Source organism: Pseudoalteromonas sp. MMG005 (genome assembly GCF_018101015.1).
In the GTDB taxonomy this organism is placed as follows: domain Bacteria; phylum Pseudomonadota; class Gammaproteobacteria; order Enterobacterales; family Alteromonadaceae; genus Pseudoalteromonas; species Pseudoalteromonas aurantia.
The window spans coordinates 116,175-132,735 of record NZ_JAGJEK010000012.1; the positions used below are offsets into that span (position 1 = coordinate 116,175).

Consider the following 16,561-nt stretch of genomic DNA (forward strand, 5'->3'; position numbering starts at 1 on the left):
AATGATTTATATCGAGTTGTCATAGCCCAGCCACACATATGATGGTATCCTAAATAACACTCATTACTCATTAAAGGTTTGTTATCATGGATGCCATTGAACTCTTAACCACGCGCCAATCAGATAGCAATTTATCATTTCCTGGGCCATCACAAGCACAACTAGAGATAATAAAAAAAGCAGCGTTAAAAGTGCCTGATCATGGTTCACTTAAGCCATGGCGATTTATTCTTGTTGAAGGTGATGATAGGGATAAACTGGGTGACATATATTATCAGGCCGCTGTTGAAGAGCAGCAGGAAGAGCGCATTATTAATCGTGCTAGAGAGCTTCCTCAAAGAGCGCCTATGTTAATTATTGCCATTTGCCCATTTCAAGAGCACCCAAAGGTGCCGCGTATCGAACAAATAGAAAGTGCTGCGTGCAGCGTGTTTGCTATGCAACAAGCTGCATTCGCACAGCATTTATCTGGTGTATGGCGCACAGGGTATTTTGCACAAAGCCCAAAAGTTAAAACGCTTTTAGGTATGAAAGCAGAAGATGAGATTGTAGGGTATTTATATTTAGGTACACCTACTGTAACTTGCACTAAGCCAATTAGAAGTACACCAGAGCAGTTTTTCGAATCCCTATAATAAAAAATCACAATGGTCTGTTAGCACAAACCATTGTGTATTTTACACCACCTTCTTTGGAAATATTTTTTACGTGTAAAGTACATGGCCTACTAATTACCTCTATAATAATGTCATTACTGTAAATATGGAAAATTTGATGGCTTTACACACAATTAATCACCCTCTAGTTCAACATAAACTTGCGTTGCTTCGACAGCAAGGGATCAGCACGAAAAGCTTCCGCGAATTGGTTGCTGAAATTGGCACTTTATTAACGTATGAAGCAACAAAAGATCTCCCTTTAGAAACTCAAACAATAAAAGGGTGGGAAGGCAGTGACATTCAAGTTGCTAAGTTACATGGAAAAAAAATCACGGTTGTGCCTATATTACGAGCGGGGTTAGGCATGATGGATGGCGTTATGGAGCTAATACCAGCGGCAAAAGTAAGTGTTGTAGGGTTACAACGAAACGAAGAAACGCTTGAACCGGTACCGTATTTTGAGAAGTTGGTGGGTAAAATTGATGAACGCTTGAGCTTGGTGATTGATCCGATGTTAGCAACAGGTGGTTCACTCATTGCGACGATAGATATGCTTAAAAAAGCCGGGTGTAAGAAAATAAAAGCGGTGATATTGGTTGCGGCTCCGGAAGGCGTTAATGCAACGCTCAGTGCACACCCAGATGTTGAAATATATACCGCATCGTTAGATAGTCACTTAAATGAAAAGGGATATATTGTGCCAGGACTTGGTGATGCTGGAGACAAAATTTTTGGTACGGTATAACACTCCTCATTTTACTGTGCGCCACGCAGTCACGGTTTGATTTTTTCATGAATCGCAGTATATAGTCTTAATGAGGCCCATTGATCACGGATCTTTTTTTTAGGCCATTATGTTTTGTAAACACAAGTGATTTATAACGATATGATGCAAGTTGGATAAAAATATGGAATTAGTAATACCAGCTGAAAAACAGTTACGTACACTTATGCTGTGGTTTGAAGATGAGCAAGCTGTTCGAGAGTGGGCTGGCCCTAGTTTTCCGTTTCCATTTAATTTTGAATCATTCAAGGAAAATTTAAACCTTAATAAAGTGTCATCTTATGTTTTGGTTGATAATAAAGAAGAATGTTTCGCATTCGGTCAAGTTTATGAACGGCTTGGTCGATGTCATTTAGGACGTTTAAGTGTTTCGCCACAACATAGAGGCGAAGGTATCGCCAATCATCTGATCTCGTTACTCATAAAACAAGGACGTACACTTTTTCATTTAGAAGAAGTATCTTTGTTTGTGTTAATGCATAATTTTAGTGCTATTCGTGCGTATGAAAAAGCGGGTTTTAGGTTTGCTACATACCCTGGCACAATTCCATACAATGAATGTCTATATATGACGCTTTCTTGTCGTTAATCTGAATTTTGTAAGGCCTCACATGGACAACTTATTAGCAGTTGCGTTATTTGCTATTTCATCTTCGATTACACCTGGACCAAATAATGTATTAGTCCTTACCTCTGGTGTTAATTTTGGTGTACGTAGGAGTATGCCATTATTAATAGGGATAAGCGTCGGGTTTGCAACAATGTTGTTACTCGTTGGATTTGGGTTTGGGCAGTTGTTTGTGCTATTTCCTTCGTTACAGTTATTTATAAAGTGTGTTGGGGTTGTGTATTTAGTGTATCTGGCTTGGCTCATTGCAAAATCTAATACTGATATGCAGTCAATAACACGTGCTAAGCCTTTAACATTTATGAACGGTGCATTGTTTCAATGGGTTAATGGAAAAGCGTGGGTAGTCGCCAGCGGGGCAATAGTGGCTTTTACGAATGCAGGAGATGCGTATTTATCGCAAAATGTGTTGATTGCGTTAGTCTTTTTAGTTATTGCGTTTCCGTGTGTTGGAGTATGGCTTATGTTTGGCACTTTATTAAAGAAAACATTGCAGACTAAAAAGCATCGGCGATGTTTTAACTACATAATGGCTACGCTATTACTGGTCTCGGTTTTGTCTGTCTGCGGTGAATTAGTTCATGATATGTGGGCAGCGATTGAACATTTATAAACTATTCAGAGGAGGCTAAATGAATTCAGCGATTGTTTTGCTTGGTAGCCCAAATAATGATGATGGTAGTCTTTCAGAGATTGCGATTTCGCGCTGTGATCACGCATTGACTGTATTTGATGCAAAGCGAAGCCATAAGTTGTTGTGTACTGGCGGATTTGGCGATCATTTTAATAGAACAAACATTGCACATGCTGAGTACCTGCGCCGCTACATGGTTAAAAAAGGTGTGCCTAAGCAGGCCTTTTTGGAAAATGCATTGAGTCGATATACATATGAAGACGCCACATTATCGCAGCGTATCCTTAAAAAGGCTCGAATTTATCATATTATATTAGTTACCTCCGATTTTCATATGCCCCGGGCTAGCTATGTGTTTAAAAGTGTTCTAACTAATTGTAGTATTGAGATATCTTCAGCTGGCAGTTTTGCACTGCCAGCGAATAAGCTCAGCCAGTTAGTGGCACATGAAGCAGCTGCAATGAAAAGAGAACAACGGAATATTCTTGCTGAAAAGTCAAACTTGATACCATAAATCACATTAATAACAAACCTTGATGAGGTAAAGGTTACAGCTGTGCAGAGTCTGATGAATCAACTAAGCTTGTGCGCTGTACATTGACAGGGATACTAATCACAAAATGAGCGCCTTCGCTGTCATCAGTGCATTCTACGTCGCCTTTCATAATGTGGACGACAGAATTATAAATAATATTGAGGCCCAGTCCTAGGCTGCCTTCTCCGAGCCTAGTCGTATAAAATGGGTCAAATACTTGTTTGTGCTTGGTCTTAGGGATCCCCGAACCGTTGTCTTTGTAGTGGATCACAACTTTGTTATCATCTATATGAACGATTTGCACATCGATGCGCGGTGTGACTGTATTGCCAAAGCCGTGTTTGACGGAGTTCTCGACAAGTTGTGTGATAACTTTTAATAGCACCGACTTGTAGTTCGTTATTTCTATGTCAGCTCCATTAACATGAGACGAAAATGCGTGTTTATGAATTTTTACCAAACTTGCGATATTATCTTCTAAGAAAGGCACCAAGGTAAACGTGCTGAGTTCGCTAATTTGTAATTTTGAAGACATCATTTTAAAGCGCTGAATTAAATCAGCCGCTTTTTCAGTGTTATTTTGGCTAAGGGCTAACAATTCAGTAGAGCCGCCAATGAAATCAGCAAGCTTTTTTTGTGTAAGGGTTTGCTCCGAAAATTGGGTAGTGAGAGTGTTTACTTGGGCTTGCAGAGTCGAGTTTGCAGTGATGACTAAACCAAGAGGCGTATTGAGTTGATGTGCCATACCAGAGACCAAGGTGGTCATAGCACGCATTTTTTCTGACTCAATTAATTTGTCTTGTGTTGCTTCCAGTTGCTCTACTAATGTCTGTAATTGATGCTTGCGTTTATTTAGACGATATAAAAAAAAGCTTGAAATAAGAATAATTATTACAGCACTGATCAGCAATATGAAATCTCGTTGTTGTTGCGCACGTGCCATGGATAACGTTAACTGGTGTTGTTGTTCTAGTTGTTTAAGCGCAGTTTCTTTTGTTTGTAATTCAGTTTGCGATACCATATAAGCTAACCCTATTGAGGCTTGCTTCTGTGTAAACTTTTTCGCCACAAGATTATATTTATCAAGTGCAATAAGGGCATCAGCCAATAAACCTTCTTTACGCGTCAATTTACTTTGTAACATTAACGCTTCTTGTAGCGCTGAAAATTGTTGGTATTGGTAGCCGATGTCGACCACTTCTTTAAGCATATTGATTGCTTCATCAGTTCTTTGTTGTTGTATGTATGCTTTAGCGAGCTCAAGCTTGGGTTGAATCGTTTTTGATACGGCGTTTTGCTTGCGCCAGTTATCAATTGCTTGCGTGAGGTATTTTTCACCTTGTTGGTAATTTTCTCGTTTTATATACACACGGCCTAAATTGTAAAGTGACCATGATTCATGATACTCGTAGCCATGGGTCTGACGGATCACTAAAGCTTGAGTATGAAGGTCAAGTGCTTTATCCAATTCACCTTTTAAAAATGCTGCTTCTCCAAGATTATTAAGCCCTGTGCTTTGTTGTGAAGGCTGATCTAAGGCTAATGCTGATTCATAAAACCGTTGAAAATAGTTTTGTGCTTCGTCTAATAAACCAAGCTTTAAATAAATATGGCCAATGTTGTTTTCTGTCTGATGAATAAATTCAGTACTTTTTAATAAAGGGGCTTCTTCATAGGCTTTTAAGTTATTTTCTAGTGCAAGTTCATAAAGTTCTACATTGGAAAACGCACTTGCCGAAATACTGTAGTAGCTATACAAAATACCCGGCTCTTCAATTTCTCTGGCAAGTAACCGTGCTTGAGCTAATGTATTCATTGCTTCTTTGATACGATCGGCGTTAATTTGATACCAAGACTTTAAATATAGCAACCTGATTCGTTGAGCTGGCACCAAGCTTAAGCTGTGATGTACCATGAGTTCATCCACTTTAACAATACCGGCTAGTGGAGACTTTCTACTGGCAGTACTAATTTGTGTTCGTAGTTCACTAAATGCCTCATCTGACATCTTAGCGGTTGTAAAAAGTGGATAAAACGCCAAAAAAAGAGAAATCACAAAACCACAACATTCTTTCATTCAAGAAACCGCTTGTTGCATATACTTTTATTGAGTGTAGCTAAGATTACTCTGTTTACGAATTCGAATGGTGGTAAATACTTAATCAAAAGTACGTATTTTCCACATATCGGAAAAATGAGGATAACAAATTATTGGTCAGTTTTATGGCAACGTATAATTTCTTTAACGAGGGCGTTGGCTAAGGGGGAGGCTAGGTTGTTTTTTGACGTTATCATCACAACAGGGATCTGATATGAGTATCGACTAGGAAGAATTGGTTTAAATAGCCCTTTGTCTACCCAATAACTGGCGTAATGCTCTGGTAAATAGCCTATAAAATCACCCGATAGGATCAAATGCGCAATACCTTCATCGTGATAGGCAATAGCCGTACTTTGGTAGTTGAGACCATCATTTCTTGTTTCTTTATCCCGTGTATAGTTACTGGTAATAACCTCTGCATTTTGTAGATGCCGTTCAACATCTGATGGGTTGCAAGCAAAAAGAGGGTGGCCAACACCACAATATAAATAGTTATTCTCGTTATACAGTGGATGGTAATCGAGACCCCTTATATGATGCCTGCTGACGCCAAGCCCGACTAAAGAACGCCCATTCATGACCGATGTTTCGACTTCTTTGGCCTCACACACATTGATATCAAATTGGATATGTTCACTTTGCGCTCTCAGCGCTGAAATCGCGCGTGCAACCCCACAGCGTGGATCACTCACCATAGTGTCTATTGTAGCAATAGTGACTCTACCAGACAGTTCATTTTTTGAACTGGCAATGGTGGTGGTAAAAGCCTCACACTGTTGCAGGAGCTCAAGCGATGCTTGATATGTGACTCTGCCGGGTTCGGTTAATTCAAAGCCGCTTCTGCCTCTTTTACACAGCTTGATCCCAAGGCGAACTTCTAGGTCTGATAAATGCGAACTGATCGTGGAACGGCCAATATTTAAGCGTGATTCGGCAGCTGATAAGCCGCCACACTCAACAATTGCAACGAATATTCTTAGCAATCTTAAATCAACGTCATGAACTTGCACTTTATCTCGCTTAATAAGTTTGATAATACTGGAATGAATACCGATTATTATGCATTTATGAAACATCAAGAGCAAGCTAGGATAACGTTATTATCAGTATAAAAGTACATAAGAAGTTGATTTTGGAGAGTGAAATGACGTTTAAGTATGGTGTAGATCACCTTAATGTAGATATTGTAAATGCAATCGCAGATGGCAGTGTTAAAGCACACTTATGTCAAGAAGCATTAGATAAAGTAAATAAAAGCAGACAAAACGTCGACAAAATGGCGAATTCTGATAAAGCAATTTATGGTATCAACACCGGGTTCGGTCCTTTATGTGATACACAGATCTCTCCAGAAGAAACACACTTATTACAGAAAAACTTATTGATCACCCATGCTGTTGGGGTTGGTGAACCAATAGCTAAACCAATATCTAAATTAATGTTGATTACCAAAGTTCATGCTTTAAGTCAGGGGTTTTCTGGGATCCGCCTTGAAGTAATACAAAGAATGCTGGCATTTATCGATCTTGATCTCATTCCTGTGGTACCAGAGCAGGGTTCAGTTGGTGCATCTGGTGATTTAGCACCTCTATCGCACTTGTTTTTACCGCTTATTGGTGAAGGAGAGTTTTGGCAAAATGGGGAAGTTGTCCCAGCGGCACCTCTGTTGCGTGAGCACGGTTTAGCGCCGCTTGAGCTGCATGCAAAAGAAGGATTAGCGCTCATTAATGGTACCCAATTCATTTTGTCGCATGCGATTACAGCATTAACAAAAATGGGGTATTTGCTCGATCTTGCTGATGTCACGGGTGCTATGAGTATTGAAGGTATGCAAGGCAGTGAATCGCCATTTAGAGCTGAGCTACATGAAATTCGTGCATTTGTAGGTAATGTTGAAGTTGCTGCTCGTATGAGACGCTTTTTCAAAAATTCGGAAAATATGGCTGCTCACCAAGGCTGTGAGCGTGTTCAAGACCCTTATTCGCTGCGTTGTATCCCTCAGGTGCATGGTGCATCTCGTAATGCGTACTACCATTTGAAAGAGTTGGCTGAAATTGAAATGAACTCAGTGACAGATAACCCTATCGTTGTCAGTGCAGAAGAAGCGATCTCAGGGGGAGGGTTCCACGGCCAGCCGTTAGCTATGGTATTAGACTATGCATCAATAGCAGCAGCTGAGTTAGGCAATATTTCTGATAGACGCTGTTATTTGCTTTTAGAAGGGCTGCACGGCTTACCTCGGTTACTCACAAGTTCTGGCGGATTGAATTCAGGCATGATGATCCCTCAATATGCAACTGCTGCACTTGTAACGGAAAACAAGTCTCTATGTTTCCCACCGTCGGCGGACAGTGTGCCTACCTCTATGGGTCAAGAAGACCATGTGTCTATGGGGAGTATTTCCGGTAGAAAGCTTAACCAAATTTTAGGTAACATTGAAAAAATCTTCGCCATTGAGTTGATGTATGCTGCCCAAGCTATTGAATTCAGACGACCAAATAAGTGCTCAGAATTAATTGAGCAAAATTTAAAAGTGATTAGAGCTAAAGTTGCAAAACTTGAAGAAGATAGGCTATTAAAGCCCGATATTGATGCGATGATAACATTGGTTAAGTCACAAGCGTTTACAGTAAATTAAGAGGGAGTTGTGATGAATTTTCAAGAACAGATAAAACAAGGTATTCCATCTGAATTACCGGCTGCTAAACCTTATCCAGCTGATGCGAATCGCGCACCAAAACGCAAAGATATTTTGAGCGTGGATGAGAAACAGTTAGCAATAAGAAATGCGTTACGTTACTTCCCCAAAGCATGGCATCAAGAGTTGGCGGTAGAATTTGCACAAGAATTAAATGACTTCGGTCGTATCTATATGTATCGCTTTAAACCAAATTATGATCTGAGAGCCCGTTCTGTGTCTGAGTATCCAGCACAATGTGAACAAGCAGCTGCGATAATGCTTATGGTTGAAAATAACCTAGACCCTGCTGTTGCGCAGCACCCAGAAGAATTAATAACTTATGGTGGAAATGGCGCAGTTTTTCAAAACTGGGCTCAATATTTATTAGCGATGAAATACTTAAGTGAAATGCACTCAGATCAAACGTTGCATATTTACTCAGGTCACCCAATGGGGTTGTTTCCATCATCAGAAGATGCGCCACGCGTAGTTGTGACAAATGGCATGATGATCCCGAACTATTCTAAGCCTGATGATTGGGAGAAGTTCAACGCTTTAGGCGTAACACAATATGGTCAAATGACAGCTGGCTCATTCATGTATATTGGGCCTCAGGGTATTGTACATGGTACAACAATTACGGTTATGAATGCGTTCCGTAAAGTACTCAACAAAGGTGAAAGCTCTCAAGGGAAAATATTTCTTACCGCAGGATTAGGTGGCATGAGTGGTGCACAACCTAAAGCCGGTAATATCGCCAAATGTATCACCGTTTGTGCAGAAGTTAACCCTAAAGCAGCAATCAAGCGTCATCAACAAGGCTGGGTTGATGAGCTAATTGATAATATGAATGATCTGATCTCACGTTTAAAAGTGGCTCAAGCAAATGATGAAGTCGTCTCCATTGCTTATATAGGGAATGTGGTTGATGTATGGGAAGCATTTGATGAACATAACATCTTCGTTCATTTAGGATCTGACCAGACGTCATTGCATAACCCATGGTCAGGTGGGTATTACCCTGTAGATATTAGTTATGAAGAGTCAAATAGGTTAATCAGAGAAGAACCTGAGCTGTTTAAAGTTAAAGTGCAACAGACCCTCAAACGTCACGCAGATGCAGTCAATAAACATACTGCAAAAGGCACCTACTTTTTTGACTATGGCAATGCATTTTTACTTGAGTCATCACGAGCGGGTGGTGATGTCATGGCTGACAATGGTATTGATTTTAAATATCCATCATACGTACAGGATATCCTGGGGCCAATGTGTTTTGACTATGGATTTGGACCATTTCGCTGGGTATGTGCATCAGGGAAGCCTGAAGATTTAGATAAAACTGATGCAATTGCCGCGCAGGTTTTGAATAAAATCATGGCAGAGTCTCCTGAAGAAATTCAGCAGCAAATGCAGGATAATATTACGTGGATCAACGATGCGAAGCAAAATAAGCTCGTGGTCGGCTCTCAAGCACGTATTCTTTATGCGGATGCACAAGGGCGAATGGAAATCGCTAAAGCGTTTAATGACGCAATAAGCCGAGGTGATATTGGCCCCGTTGTATTAGGACGTGATCATCATGATGTTAGTGGCACAGATTCACCATTTCGTGAAACATCTAATATTTATGACGGTAGCCGATTTACCGCTGATATGGCCATTCACAATGTGATTGGTGATAGTTTCCGTGGTGCAACTTGGGTGTCGATTCATAACGGGGGTGGCGTTGGCTGGGGAGAAGTAACTAACGGCGGCTTTGGTATGTTGTTAGATGGCACTGATAGTGCTGAACGCCGCCTAAAATCTATGCTGTTATTTGACGTAAACAATGGCATAGCGCGTCGCAGTTGGGCACGTAATGAAGAGGCTAATTTTGCGATTAAGCGTGAAATGGCTCGTACACCTAAGTTAAAGGTGACGCTAGCAAACTTAGTGGATGACGATATTTTAAGCAATTTGTCACTCTAATTATTGCATAAATTTTGCGGGTGCCTGCTTAAATTAAATCAGGCACCCGCTATCGAGTTAGATTTAATTTGACTCATTGATACTTTCCTATTGCCTACGATTTAATGCCCTATAATTATAGCGTGTTTCTTCGCTAGCTGTCTTTCTGTGTAATTATAGAAATGAACACATTATTCAATGGATAACCCTTTTATCTTTATACCCTAATTATAATGGGCTAATTTGATTTCTGTGGCGAGTAAACTTCTATCCTGAATAGTATCGCAATCAAAACGACGTGACTTTCAACGTGTCAAAGCGTATTTATATACTTATTAATTCGGTAACTAAGGGCGTTTATGATGAAAATTGTCAATGTGTTAGAGGTTTTATCGTCAAAGAATGAAGGCGTATTTATTCCAATGCTGCCTTTTAACGCTTCTTCGTTTAGTACGTGTGATATTACTGGCGAGTCACCGGTTTGGGAAATGCATCCAGATACGGATGAGTTTTTTTATATCATTGATGGAGAATTTGAAATGACCGTATTAAGGGAGGGTTTGTCATCAACGTATGTTGCCCACAGCGGAGATGCGTTTGTTGTCCCTAAGGGGGTATGGCACAAGCCGTCTGCAAATAACGGCTGTAAGTTCATTTATCACACACCAGGGCAATCAGTACACAGTGAAAACCCCGAGGAATAAAGCCAGTAGTACGTTACGCTACTAACTTTATTAAGTTGAACTGACCGAATTTACATTAACCAATATAACCCATAGCCCACTAGAAGCGCAGGGATAGCGGAATAGCAGGTTGCCAGAATCGCGGCTTTTGGCGCCATTGCAATCGCAGGAAATAGCGCGTCACCATCGTTTGAGATTGCATTTCCAGCTAAGGCACTAAATGGAATGATACCTTGAATATAGAGCGTAGTGACCACGATTTGTGGGCCACATCCAGGTAGTAATCCAATGAGAACAGCAATAAGCGGGGCGAATACGGCAAACTCACTGAACCATTGTTTTAAATCCAGGCCAAATAGTGTCACTGCGAGTTCATAAAGCATAAAGCTAGCAACCACCCATGCAGTTACAAAGTGTGTATCTTGTAGTACTCTAGCAAACTTGGAAGGAGGCTCAAATTCTTCATCTTCTGCGGTAATTTGTTTATAAGTTTTCCCCTCTGATGATAGTGCCCACACAAGCACAGCAAAAATCGCCATAACCGCGCCAACCAGTGTAATTGATGCTTCAAATGCTCCTAGATCAACGTTAAAGGCAATTAAAAAAGCAATTACAAGGCTTGGCAGCAGGGCAATCTTCCAGACTTTTGTGCTGGCTATGACTACGTTATTTGGCTTAGCACAATGTGGATTATTGGCTTCTTGTACATCGGGTTGGCAAAACTCTTGTTTATGTATTGCACTGACAATTAAGCCACTGATAATTCCTACACCTACACCTATCCCAATTATCAATAATCCTTCGAGCGGCTTTTTTGCTAATAATAAAAACGCAGCGTCGCCCATTGTTGCGGTAAGTACAGCGACTACCGATGCGAAACTCGCTTGACGTTTTGTAAACTGAGTGACAACAATAATAGCACCACCACACCCAGGCAATGCGCCAAGAATTGCTGCGAATACTATCTCAAGAGTTGGAGACTTTGCTTTTAAGTAACTCAATTCTAGTTGGGGCAACTTATCTACAAGGTAATAGTATATGAAAAGCGTACCAGCAACGAATGCGGTTACTTGAAAAAACGCATCCGCTAGCGTTGGAAGTGTTATAGCTCTAATAGGCTCGTACGCTAACGCTAAACCGAGAAGCAATGGCAATAACAAACGTTTGTTAGTTAGTTGGGTACTTAGCAAATGCACTAAGCGGGAAGGAAAATTTACGGACTGTGAGAGCATAAAGTGCAACCGGTTGATAAACTCAGTTGCACTTTAGTTTTTTTCTAAATGAAAAGCAATATCATTTGCATTTAATTTCTCTTAAACTCTGATGTTGCTTTCCATTGCGGCCATTCAGCTTGTTGTGAGATGTCATAACCGACTTGATAAAATAGTTGTAGGTCTTGCACTGCACCGTTCAAGTCCCATTCATCTCTGTAGCGATCACAAGGTTGGTGGTAGCAGCCTCTTAGCACAAGACTCATGCGTTTACGGTAATTAGCGGTGGCATCATCAATGGCTTCAGTACCACCGCCTGCATACATGGCCGGCACTCCCATATTCGCAAATGCGAAGTGGTCAGAGCGATAATAGCCGCCTGATGCTGGTCTTGGGTCACCAGATACCACACGTCCCTGCGCTTTAGCTGCATTGGCTAGCATGTCGTCAAGGTCAGACTTACCTATACCTACAACACTAATATCTTTTACTTTACCTAATAAATTTAAGCTATCCATATTAATGTTTGCAACCGTTTTCTTTGCAGGTATAACTGGATTTGCGGCGTAGAATTTTGAGCCTAATAAACCTTGTTCTTCTGCTGTAACAGCCAAAAATGTCATTGAACGATCAGGCCTTGTTGGGAGTTTTGCGAATGCCTCAGCAACTTCTATCATACCACCGGTGCCAGTGGCATTGTCATGAGCACCGTTGTATATTTGATCACCTTTTCTATTTTTATCTGTGCCTAAATGGTCCCAATGAGCAGAGTAGATAATGTGTTCATCTGGTTTCTTACTACCGGGTAAGGTAGCAATAAAGTTGTAAGAAGTGGACGTTTTAATTTTACTTTTTACGGTAATAGATGCTGTTAAGTCACCCATATCGACGTGATAAGCACCTTTGGCAGCCTTTGTTTTTGCATCAATAAAGTTTAAACCTGCTTTTTCAAATAGTTCTTTTGCAACATCGACAGTGACCCAACCTTCGACAGCGACTCGATCCATATTTTTATTGGCTTTTTGGAAACCAAATTGTTCGCCACTCCATGAGTTTTCGACTACGCTCCAAGGGTATGATGCTGGGGCCGTTTCATGGACAATGATAGCGCCTGCGGCACCTTGGCGGCTTGCTTCTTCGTACTTGTATGTCCAACGACCGTAATAGGTCATGGCTTCACCTGTAAACATACTCGGATCTTTCGTTGCAAAACCTGGATCATTAACAAGCATAACAACCGTTTTGCCTTTCACATCTAAGCCATCGTAATCATTCCAATTGTATTCAGGAGCGTTAACCCCATAGCCTACGAATACAAGCTCTGAATCTTTGATCGATTCTAGTGGGCTGATCCGACTTGTGCCCATCACCATTTCTTTCTTATATAGGTAGTCTTTACCACCGATTTTAAGCGCCATATTGGCATCAGCCTCGATAGAAACCAAGTCTACTTCTTGCAAGAAGCTATCACCATTACCAGGCTCATATCCCAAAGACTTAAAATGCTTGGTTAAATATGCAAGGGTCAGCTCTTCTCCTTTTGAAGAAGGAGCTCGGCCACCAAATTCATCAGATGCGAGAGTTTTAATATGCTCAGCAAGTTGTTGTGTGTTGATACTATCATAGGCAGTTTTTACATTTTCAGGGGTGTTTGAGGTACTAACACAACCGCTGAGCACCGCTATTGTAAGCGCGCTTAGAGTCATTTTAAGTTTCATAATGCTTCTTTTGTTATGTATTAAAGACACGTAAGTATAAACACAAATTTGGTTTTTTTTCGAGTAACTGCGACAGTTGGGGCTGCTTTAATTGGACGCCAACAGGACTTAAGGTAAACTAATGAAAATATATTGAACTTGTTCTATTTATGAAGAAATTTACTCCCTCTGAGCATTATGACCCACAGTTATTGAGAGGCGGTGCATTTGCCCACCTTAATACATTATTTGGTCTAGGCAACCAGTCTGGCTGGCCTGATTTTCCATGGCTAAATGGACTCGCACATCTTAAAAATAGCAATGGACAACAAGTTAGTTTTGTACCTGATTCACAGTTTCAAGAAGAAACGCGTTACTACGAGCAGATCATTTACGAAACGGGTCATATTCCAACTCGAGAGCAGAATTGGCACGACTTGTTTGGTGCATTAATTTGGTGTTTATTCCCAAAGACTAAATCATTGTTAAATAAAAGTCATATTGATGATATTGACCAGTATGGTTTAAAACAACGTAGCAAACATCGTAATGCCTTAACCTTGTTTGATGAGTGTGGTGTAGTGATGGCCATCACCGACGAACAGATAAAAACTGATTTACGAGCCCACAACTGGCATAGCGTATTTGTATCAAAACGCACACAGTGGGGCAAAGCTATACAGCCATTCATATTTGGGCACGCAAATTATGAGATGCTCACTCAACCTTTTATCGGACTTACCGGAAAAGTACTGTGTATTGTAGTGGAAACAAGTTTTAGTACATTAACCTTACAACAACAGTACGCGTACTTAGATGACATACTTTATAAGCGAATTGCATATGAAGGAGTTTTAAAAGACAACAGCCAAATGTCACCGTTACCGTTATTGGGTATACCCGGGTGGTGTGAGGAAAATGAAGATGCAAAGTTTTATGATAATACGGATTATTTCAGAGCAAAAAGGCGTTAAGAAAAGGATCAATCATGATTGCAGTTGATAAGTTAGCGAAGCGGTTCAAGCTAACCAAAGAGCATAAGAAAAACAAGGAACATCATGACAGTAGAGAATATGATGGTTATTTTCACTCGGTAAAAAATGTCAGTTTTACATGTGATCATGGTGAAGTATTGGGGCTTTTAGGTCCAAACGGCGCGGGAAAAACAACGACATTACGTATGTTATCTACCGCTTTGAAACCGGATCACGGGTCAATAGTAATTGAAGACGATAATATTGTTAAACAGCCATTACTTGGACGCAAAGCGATTGGCTTTTTATCTGGCTCGACTGGATTATATGGTCGCTTGACGGCACGAGAAAATGTTGAGTATTTTGGCAAGCTGCATGGCCTTAAAGGACATGCGCTGAAAGCAAAGTGTGATGAGTTGTTTAGCATGCTAGACATGACCACATTCTTGGACAAACGGGCAGAGCATTTATCGACAGGAATGAAACAAAAAACAAATATTGCCAGAGCTGTCGTACATAACCCCAAAGTGGTCATTCTAGATGAGCCAACAACAGGGCTTGATATTATGACGACTCAGACGGTTATTTCATTCATTCGTTCTTTAAAAGCACAAGGGATACCGGTGATTTTTTCAACACACCACCTCGATGAAGTTGCCTTGTTGTGTGACAAAATAGCGGTGATTGACCAAGGGGTAAGTTGCTTTGATGGTACTGTAACCGAATTTATGAAACAGGGCGGCAGTACTGAGTTGAATCAGGCCTTTCTAAATCTATTGAGTGGGAATAAGCATGTTTGAAGTTTTTAAAAAGGAAATTATAGAATTACTGAGGGATAGGAAAACGCTTTTTTTTATCATTGCATTACCAATGCTTATTTTCCCGGTTATTTTAGGCTTTGTGGCATTTTTAACGTCTCAAGCAAGTTTAAAAGCCGAGCAACAGGTTCACACATATTATATTGTTAACACGCAATTTTCGACGGCTTTTTCAGAGGAAATATTCTACCACAAGAGCTTTAAAAAATATGCAGGGCAAAAGCAGTTTGACTCAGTAGAACAGCTTTCTGAGGCAGTTAAAGAGGGGATCATTGATGTTGGTATATTTATTCCGAACGACCCAGAACTTGCAATGCAAGCAGGAAAGCAGAGCCAGTGGCAAATCGTATTTAACGATGCAAAAGCGATTAACTTCATTTTTAATCGTGTGCGTTCCGTCGCTAGTAAATTATCGAATGAGTTAAGAACCCGAGCTTTAAAGGATTTAGGTGTTGATATTAGGCATCAACCCGCGTTACTTACTCCCATTACGATCAGCAAAGTCGATACGGCCGACAAGCGGGAAAACTACGGTGAAAAGTTGGGCGCATTGATCCCTTATTTGTTGTTACCTTTGGTATTAATGGGAGCAAGTTATCCGGCAATCGATTTGGGGGCTGGAGAAAAAGAACGAGGGACTTTAGAAACATTATTATTAACTCCCGTGACGCGCTCAGAGTTAGTCCTAGGAAAGTTTTTTACTGTATTGGCAAGTTCAATAGCATGTACATTGATTACAGTTGCGAGTTTGGCTATTTGGGTGAGCGTAGCGTCAAGTTTTGTGAGTTTAGAGGCGGTCAAAACCGCATTTAATAGCGTGACTGCTTGGGACTTTATACTTATATTTTCGTTGTTGTTGCCTGTCGCTGCGATGTTATCTTCATTGGTTCTGGCGATATCAATATATGCACGGACATTTAAAGAGGCACAAAACTATATGGGTCCATTGAGTATGGCTGTGTTTGTGCCTATTGTTGTTTCACTATTGCCAAACATGGAACTTGATAACGTTACCGCGCTTATTCCAATAACCAATGTTGCATTGGCTATCAAGGAGGTTGTAAAAGGCACTGTTGATCAGGGAGCTATTGCACTTATCTTTATTGCATCAGCTGCATTGGCAAGTTTACTTTTACTGAGCTGTGTAAGGTGGTTTAACAAAGAATCCGTTTTATTTAGGTAATAGCGGCTTATATTGATATTCTAT

General features: G+C 40.5%; 15 protein-coding genes. 11 read left to right on the top strand and 4 right to left on the bottom strand.

The window, feature by feature from the left end; translation table 11 throughout:
* The first annotated feature begins 86 nt into the window (after positions 1–86).
* The 5 genes from J8M01_RS11025 to J8M01_RS11045 all read left to right on the top strand — a co-directional run bounded on the left by J8M01_RS11025 (position 87) and on the right by J8M01_RS11045 (position 3,219).
* Positions 87–635 (top strand): NAD(P)H nitroreductase, encoded by a 549-nt coding sequence (locus J8M01_RS11025; protein ID WP_211058015.1) that lies wholly within the window; start codon positions 87–89, stop codon positions 633–635.
* A gap of 139 nt (positions 636–774) precedes the next feature.
* Positions 775–1,404: a uracil phosphoribosyltransferase gene (gene upp / locus J8M01_RS11030; protein ID WP_210997567.1), complete on the top strand. Its 630-nt coding sequence runs from the start codon at positions 775–777 to the stop codon at positions 1,402–1,404.
* Positions 1,405–1,567: 163 nt separating this feature from the next.
* Positions 1,568–2,032 (top strand): GNAT family N-acetyltransferase, encoded by a 465-nt coding sequence (locus tag J8M01_RS11035; RefSeq protein WP_211058016.1) that lies wholly within the window; start codon positions 1,568–1,570, stop codon positions 2,030–2,032.
* A 22-nt stretch (positions 2,033–2,054) separates the two neighbouring features.
* Positions 2,055–2,684 carry a LysE family translocator gene (locus tag J8M01_RS11040; protein WP_211058017.1) on the top strand — a complete coding sequence of 210 codons (630 nt, stop codon included), beginning with the start codon at positions 2,055–2,057 and terminating at the stop codon, positions 2,682–2,684.
* Between the two features lie 19 nt (positions 2,685–2,703).
* The gene (locus tag J8M01_RS11045) at positions 2,704–3,219 is read left to right on the top strand and encodes a YdcF family protein (protein ID WP_211058018.1); all 516 of its coding nucleotides are present in this window, start codon (positions 2,704–2,706) and stop codon (positions 3,217–3,219) included.
* 34 nt (positions 3,220–3,253) lie between these two features.
* Here J8M01_RS11045 and J8M01_RS11050 read toward each other — a convergent pair whose 3' ends face one another.
* Entirely contained in the window at positions 3,254–5,317 is a 2,064-nt protein-coding gene (locus J8M01_RS11050; RefSeq protein ID WP_211058019.1) for a tetratricopeptide repeat protein, read from the bottom strand.
* Between the two features lie 131 nt (positions 5,318–5,448).
* Positions 5,449–6,351: a LysR family transcriptional regulator gene (locus J8M01_RS11055; RefSeq protein WP_211058057.1), complete on the bottom strand. Its 903-nt coding sequence runs from the start codon at positions 6,349–6,351 to the stop codon at positions 5,449–5,451.
* Between the two features lie 134 nt (positions 6,352–6,485).
* Here J8M01_RS11055 and hutH point away from each other — a divergent pair, with 134 nt between their 5' ends.
* The 3 genes from hutH (at position 6,486) to J8M01_RS11070 (ending at position 10,675) form a co-directional block, all read left to right on the top strand.
* Positions 6,486–7,979 carry a histidine ammonia-lyase gene (gene hutH, locus J8M01_RS11060; RefSeq protein ID WP_211058020.1) on the top strand — a complete coding sequence of 498 codons (1,494 nt, stop codon included), beginning with the start codon at positions 6,486–6,488 and terminating at the stop codon, positions 7,977–7,979.
* Between the two features lie 12 nt (positions 7,980–7,991).
* Positions 7,992–9,992 (top strand): urocanate hydratase, encoded by a 2,001-nt coding sequence (locus J8M01_RS11065; RefSeq protein ID WP_211058021.1) that lies wholly within the window; start codon positions 7,992–7,994, stop codon positions 9,990–9,992.
* 338 nt (positions 9,993–10,330) lie between these two features.
* Positions 10,331–10,675 (top strand): cupin domain-containing protein, encoded by a 345-nt coding sequence (locus J8M01_RS11070; RefSeq protein ID WP_211058022.1) that lies wholly within the window; start codon positions 10,331–10,333, stop codon positions 10,673–10,675.
* A 50-nt stretch (positions 10,676–10,725) separates the two neighbouring features.
* On the opposite strand, the gene J8M01_RS11075 is transcribed toward J8M01_RS11070, so the two are convergent.
* Positions 10,726–11,886 (bottom strand): putative manganese transporter, encoded by a 1,161-nt coding sequence (locus tag J8M01_RS11075; protein ID WP_211058023.1) that lies wholly within the window; start codon positions 11,884–11,886, stop codon positions 10,726–10,728.
* Positions 11,887–11,957: 71 nt separating this feature from the next.
* On the bottom strand, positions 11,958–13,583 hold the full coding sequence (locus tag J8M01_RS11080; protein WP_211058024.1) for a M28 family metallopeptidase: 1,626 nt from the start codon (positions 13,581–13,583) through the stop codon (positions 11,958–11,960).
* Positions 13,584–13,732: 149 nt separating this feature from the next.
* Between J8M01_RS11080 and J8M01_RS11085 the strand changes: the two genes are divergently transcribed.
* From J8M01_RS11085 to J8M01_RS11095, 3 genes are read left to right on the top strand one after another with little or no spacing between them, the layout of a single operon-like run.
* On the top strand, positions 13,733–14,536 hold the full coding sequence (locus tag J8M01_RS11085) for a DUF3025 domain-containing protein (protein ID WP_211058025.1): 804 nt from the start codon (positions 13,733–13,735) through the stop codon (positions 14,534–14,536).
* A gap of 14 nt (positions 14,537–14,550) precedes the next feature.
* Positions 14,551–15,336: an ATP-binding cassette domain-containing protein gene (locus J8M01_RS11090; protein WP_211058026.1), complete on the top strand. Its 786-nt coding sequence runs from the start codon at positions 14,551–14,553 to the stop codon at positions 15,334–15,336.
* Positions 15,329–16,537, top strand: a complete 1,209-nt coding sequence (locus tag J8M01_RS11095; protein ID WP_211058027.1) for an ABC transporter permease — start codon at positions 15,329–15,331, stop codon at positions 16,535–16,537. The genes J8M01_RS11090 and J8M01_RS11095 overlap by 8 nt, the downstream gene beginning before the upstream one ends.
* The last annotated feature ends 24 nt before the right edge of the window (positions 16,538–16,561 follow it).

Excerpts from the sequence above, each read along its gene's own strand:
- J8M01_RS11025 (WP_211058015.1), top strand. The coding sequence starts at position 87 with ATGGATGCCATTGAACTCTTAACCACGCGCCAATCAGATAGCAATTTA.
- J8M01_RS11040 (WP_211058017.1), top strand. The coding sequence starts at position 2,055 with ATGGACAACTTATTAGCAGTTGCGTTATTTGCTATTTCATCTTCGATT.
- J8M01_RS11085 (WP_211058025.1), top strand. The coding sequence starts at position 13,733 with ATGAAGAAATTTACTCCCTCTGAGCATTATGACCCACAGTTATTGAGA.
- J8M01_RS11090 (WP_211058026.1), top strand. The coding sequence starts at position 14,551 with ATGATTGCAGTTGATAAGTTAGCGAAGCGGTTCAAGCTAACCAAAGAG.
- J8M01_RS11065 (WP_211058021.1), top strand. The coding sequence starts at position 7,992 with ATGAATTTTCAAGAACAGATAAAACAAGGTATTCCATCTGAATTACCG.
- J8M01_RS11075 (WP_211058023.1), bottom strand. The coding sequence starts at position 11,886 with ATGCTCTCACAGTCCGTAAATTTTCCTTCCCGCTTAGTGCATTTGCTA.
- J8M01_RS11095 (WP_211058027.1), top strand. The coding sequence starts at position 15,329 with ATGTTTGAAGTTTTTAAAAAGGAAATTATAGAATTACTGAGGGATAGG.
- J8M01_RS11070 (WP_211058022.1), top strand. The coding sequence starts at position 10,331 with ATGATGAAAATTGTCAATGTGTTAGAGGTTTTATCGTCAAAGAATGAA.
- J8M01_RS11035 (WP_211058016.1), top strand. The coding sequence starts at position 1,568 with ATGGAATTAGTAATACCAGCTGAAAAACAGTTACGTACACTTATGCTG.
- upp (WP_210997567.1), top strand. The coding sequence starts at position 775 with ATGGCTTTACACACAATTAATCACCCTCTAGTTCAACATAAACTTGCG.
- J8M01_RS11050 (WP_211058019.1), bottom strand. The coding sequence starts at position 5,317 with ATGAAAGAATGTTGTGGTTTTGTGATTTCTCTTTTTTTGGCGTTTTAT.
- J8M01_RS11045 (WP_211058018.1), top strand. The coding sequence starts at position 2,704 with ATGAATTCAGCGATTGTTTTGCTTGGTAGCCCAAATAATGATGATGGT.
- hutH (WP_211058020.1), top strand. The coding sequence starts at position 6,486 with ATGACGTTTAAGTATGGTGTAGATCACCTTAATGTAGATATTGTAAAT.
- J8M01_RS11080 (WP_211058024.1), bottom strand. The coding sequence starts at position 13,583 with ATGAAACTTAAAATGACTCTAAGCGCGCTTACAATAGCGGTGCTCAGC.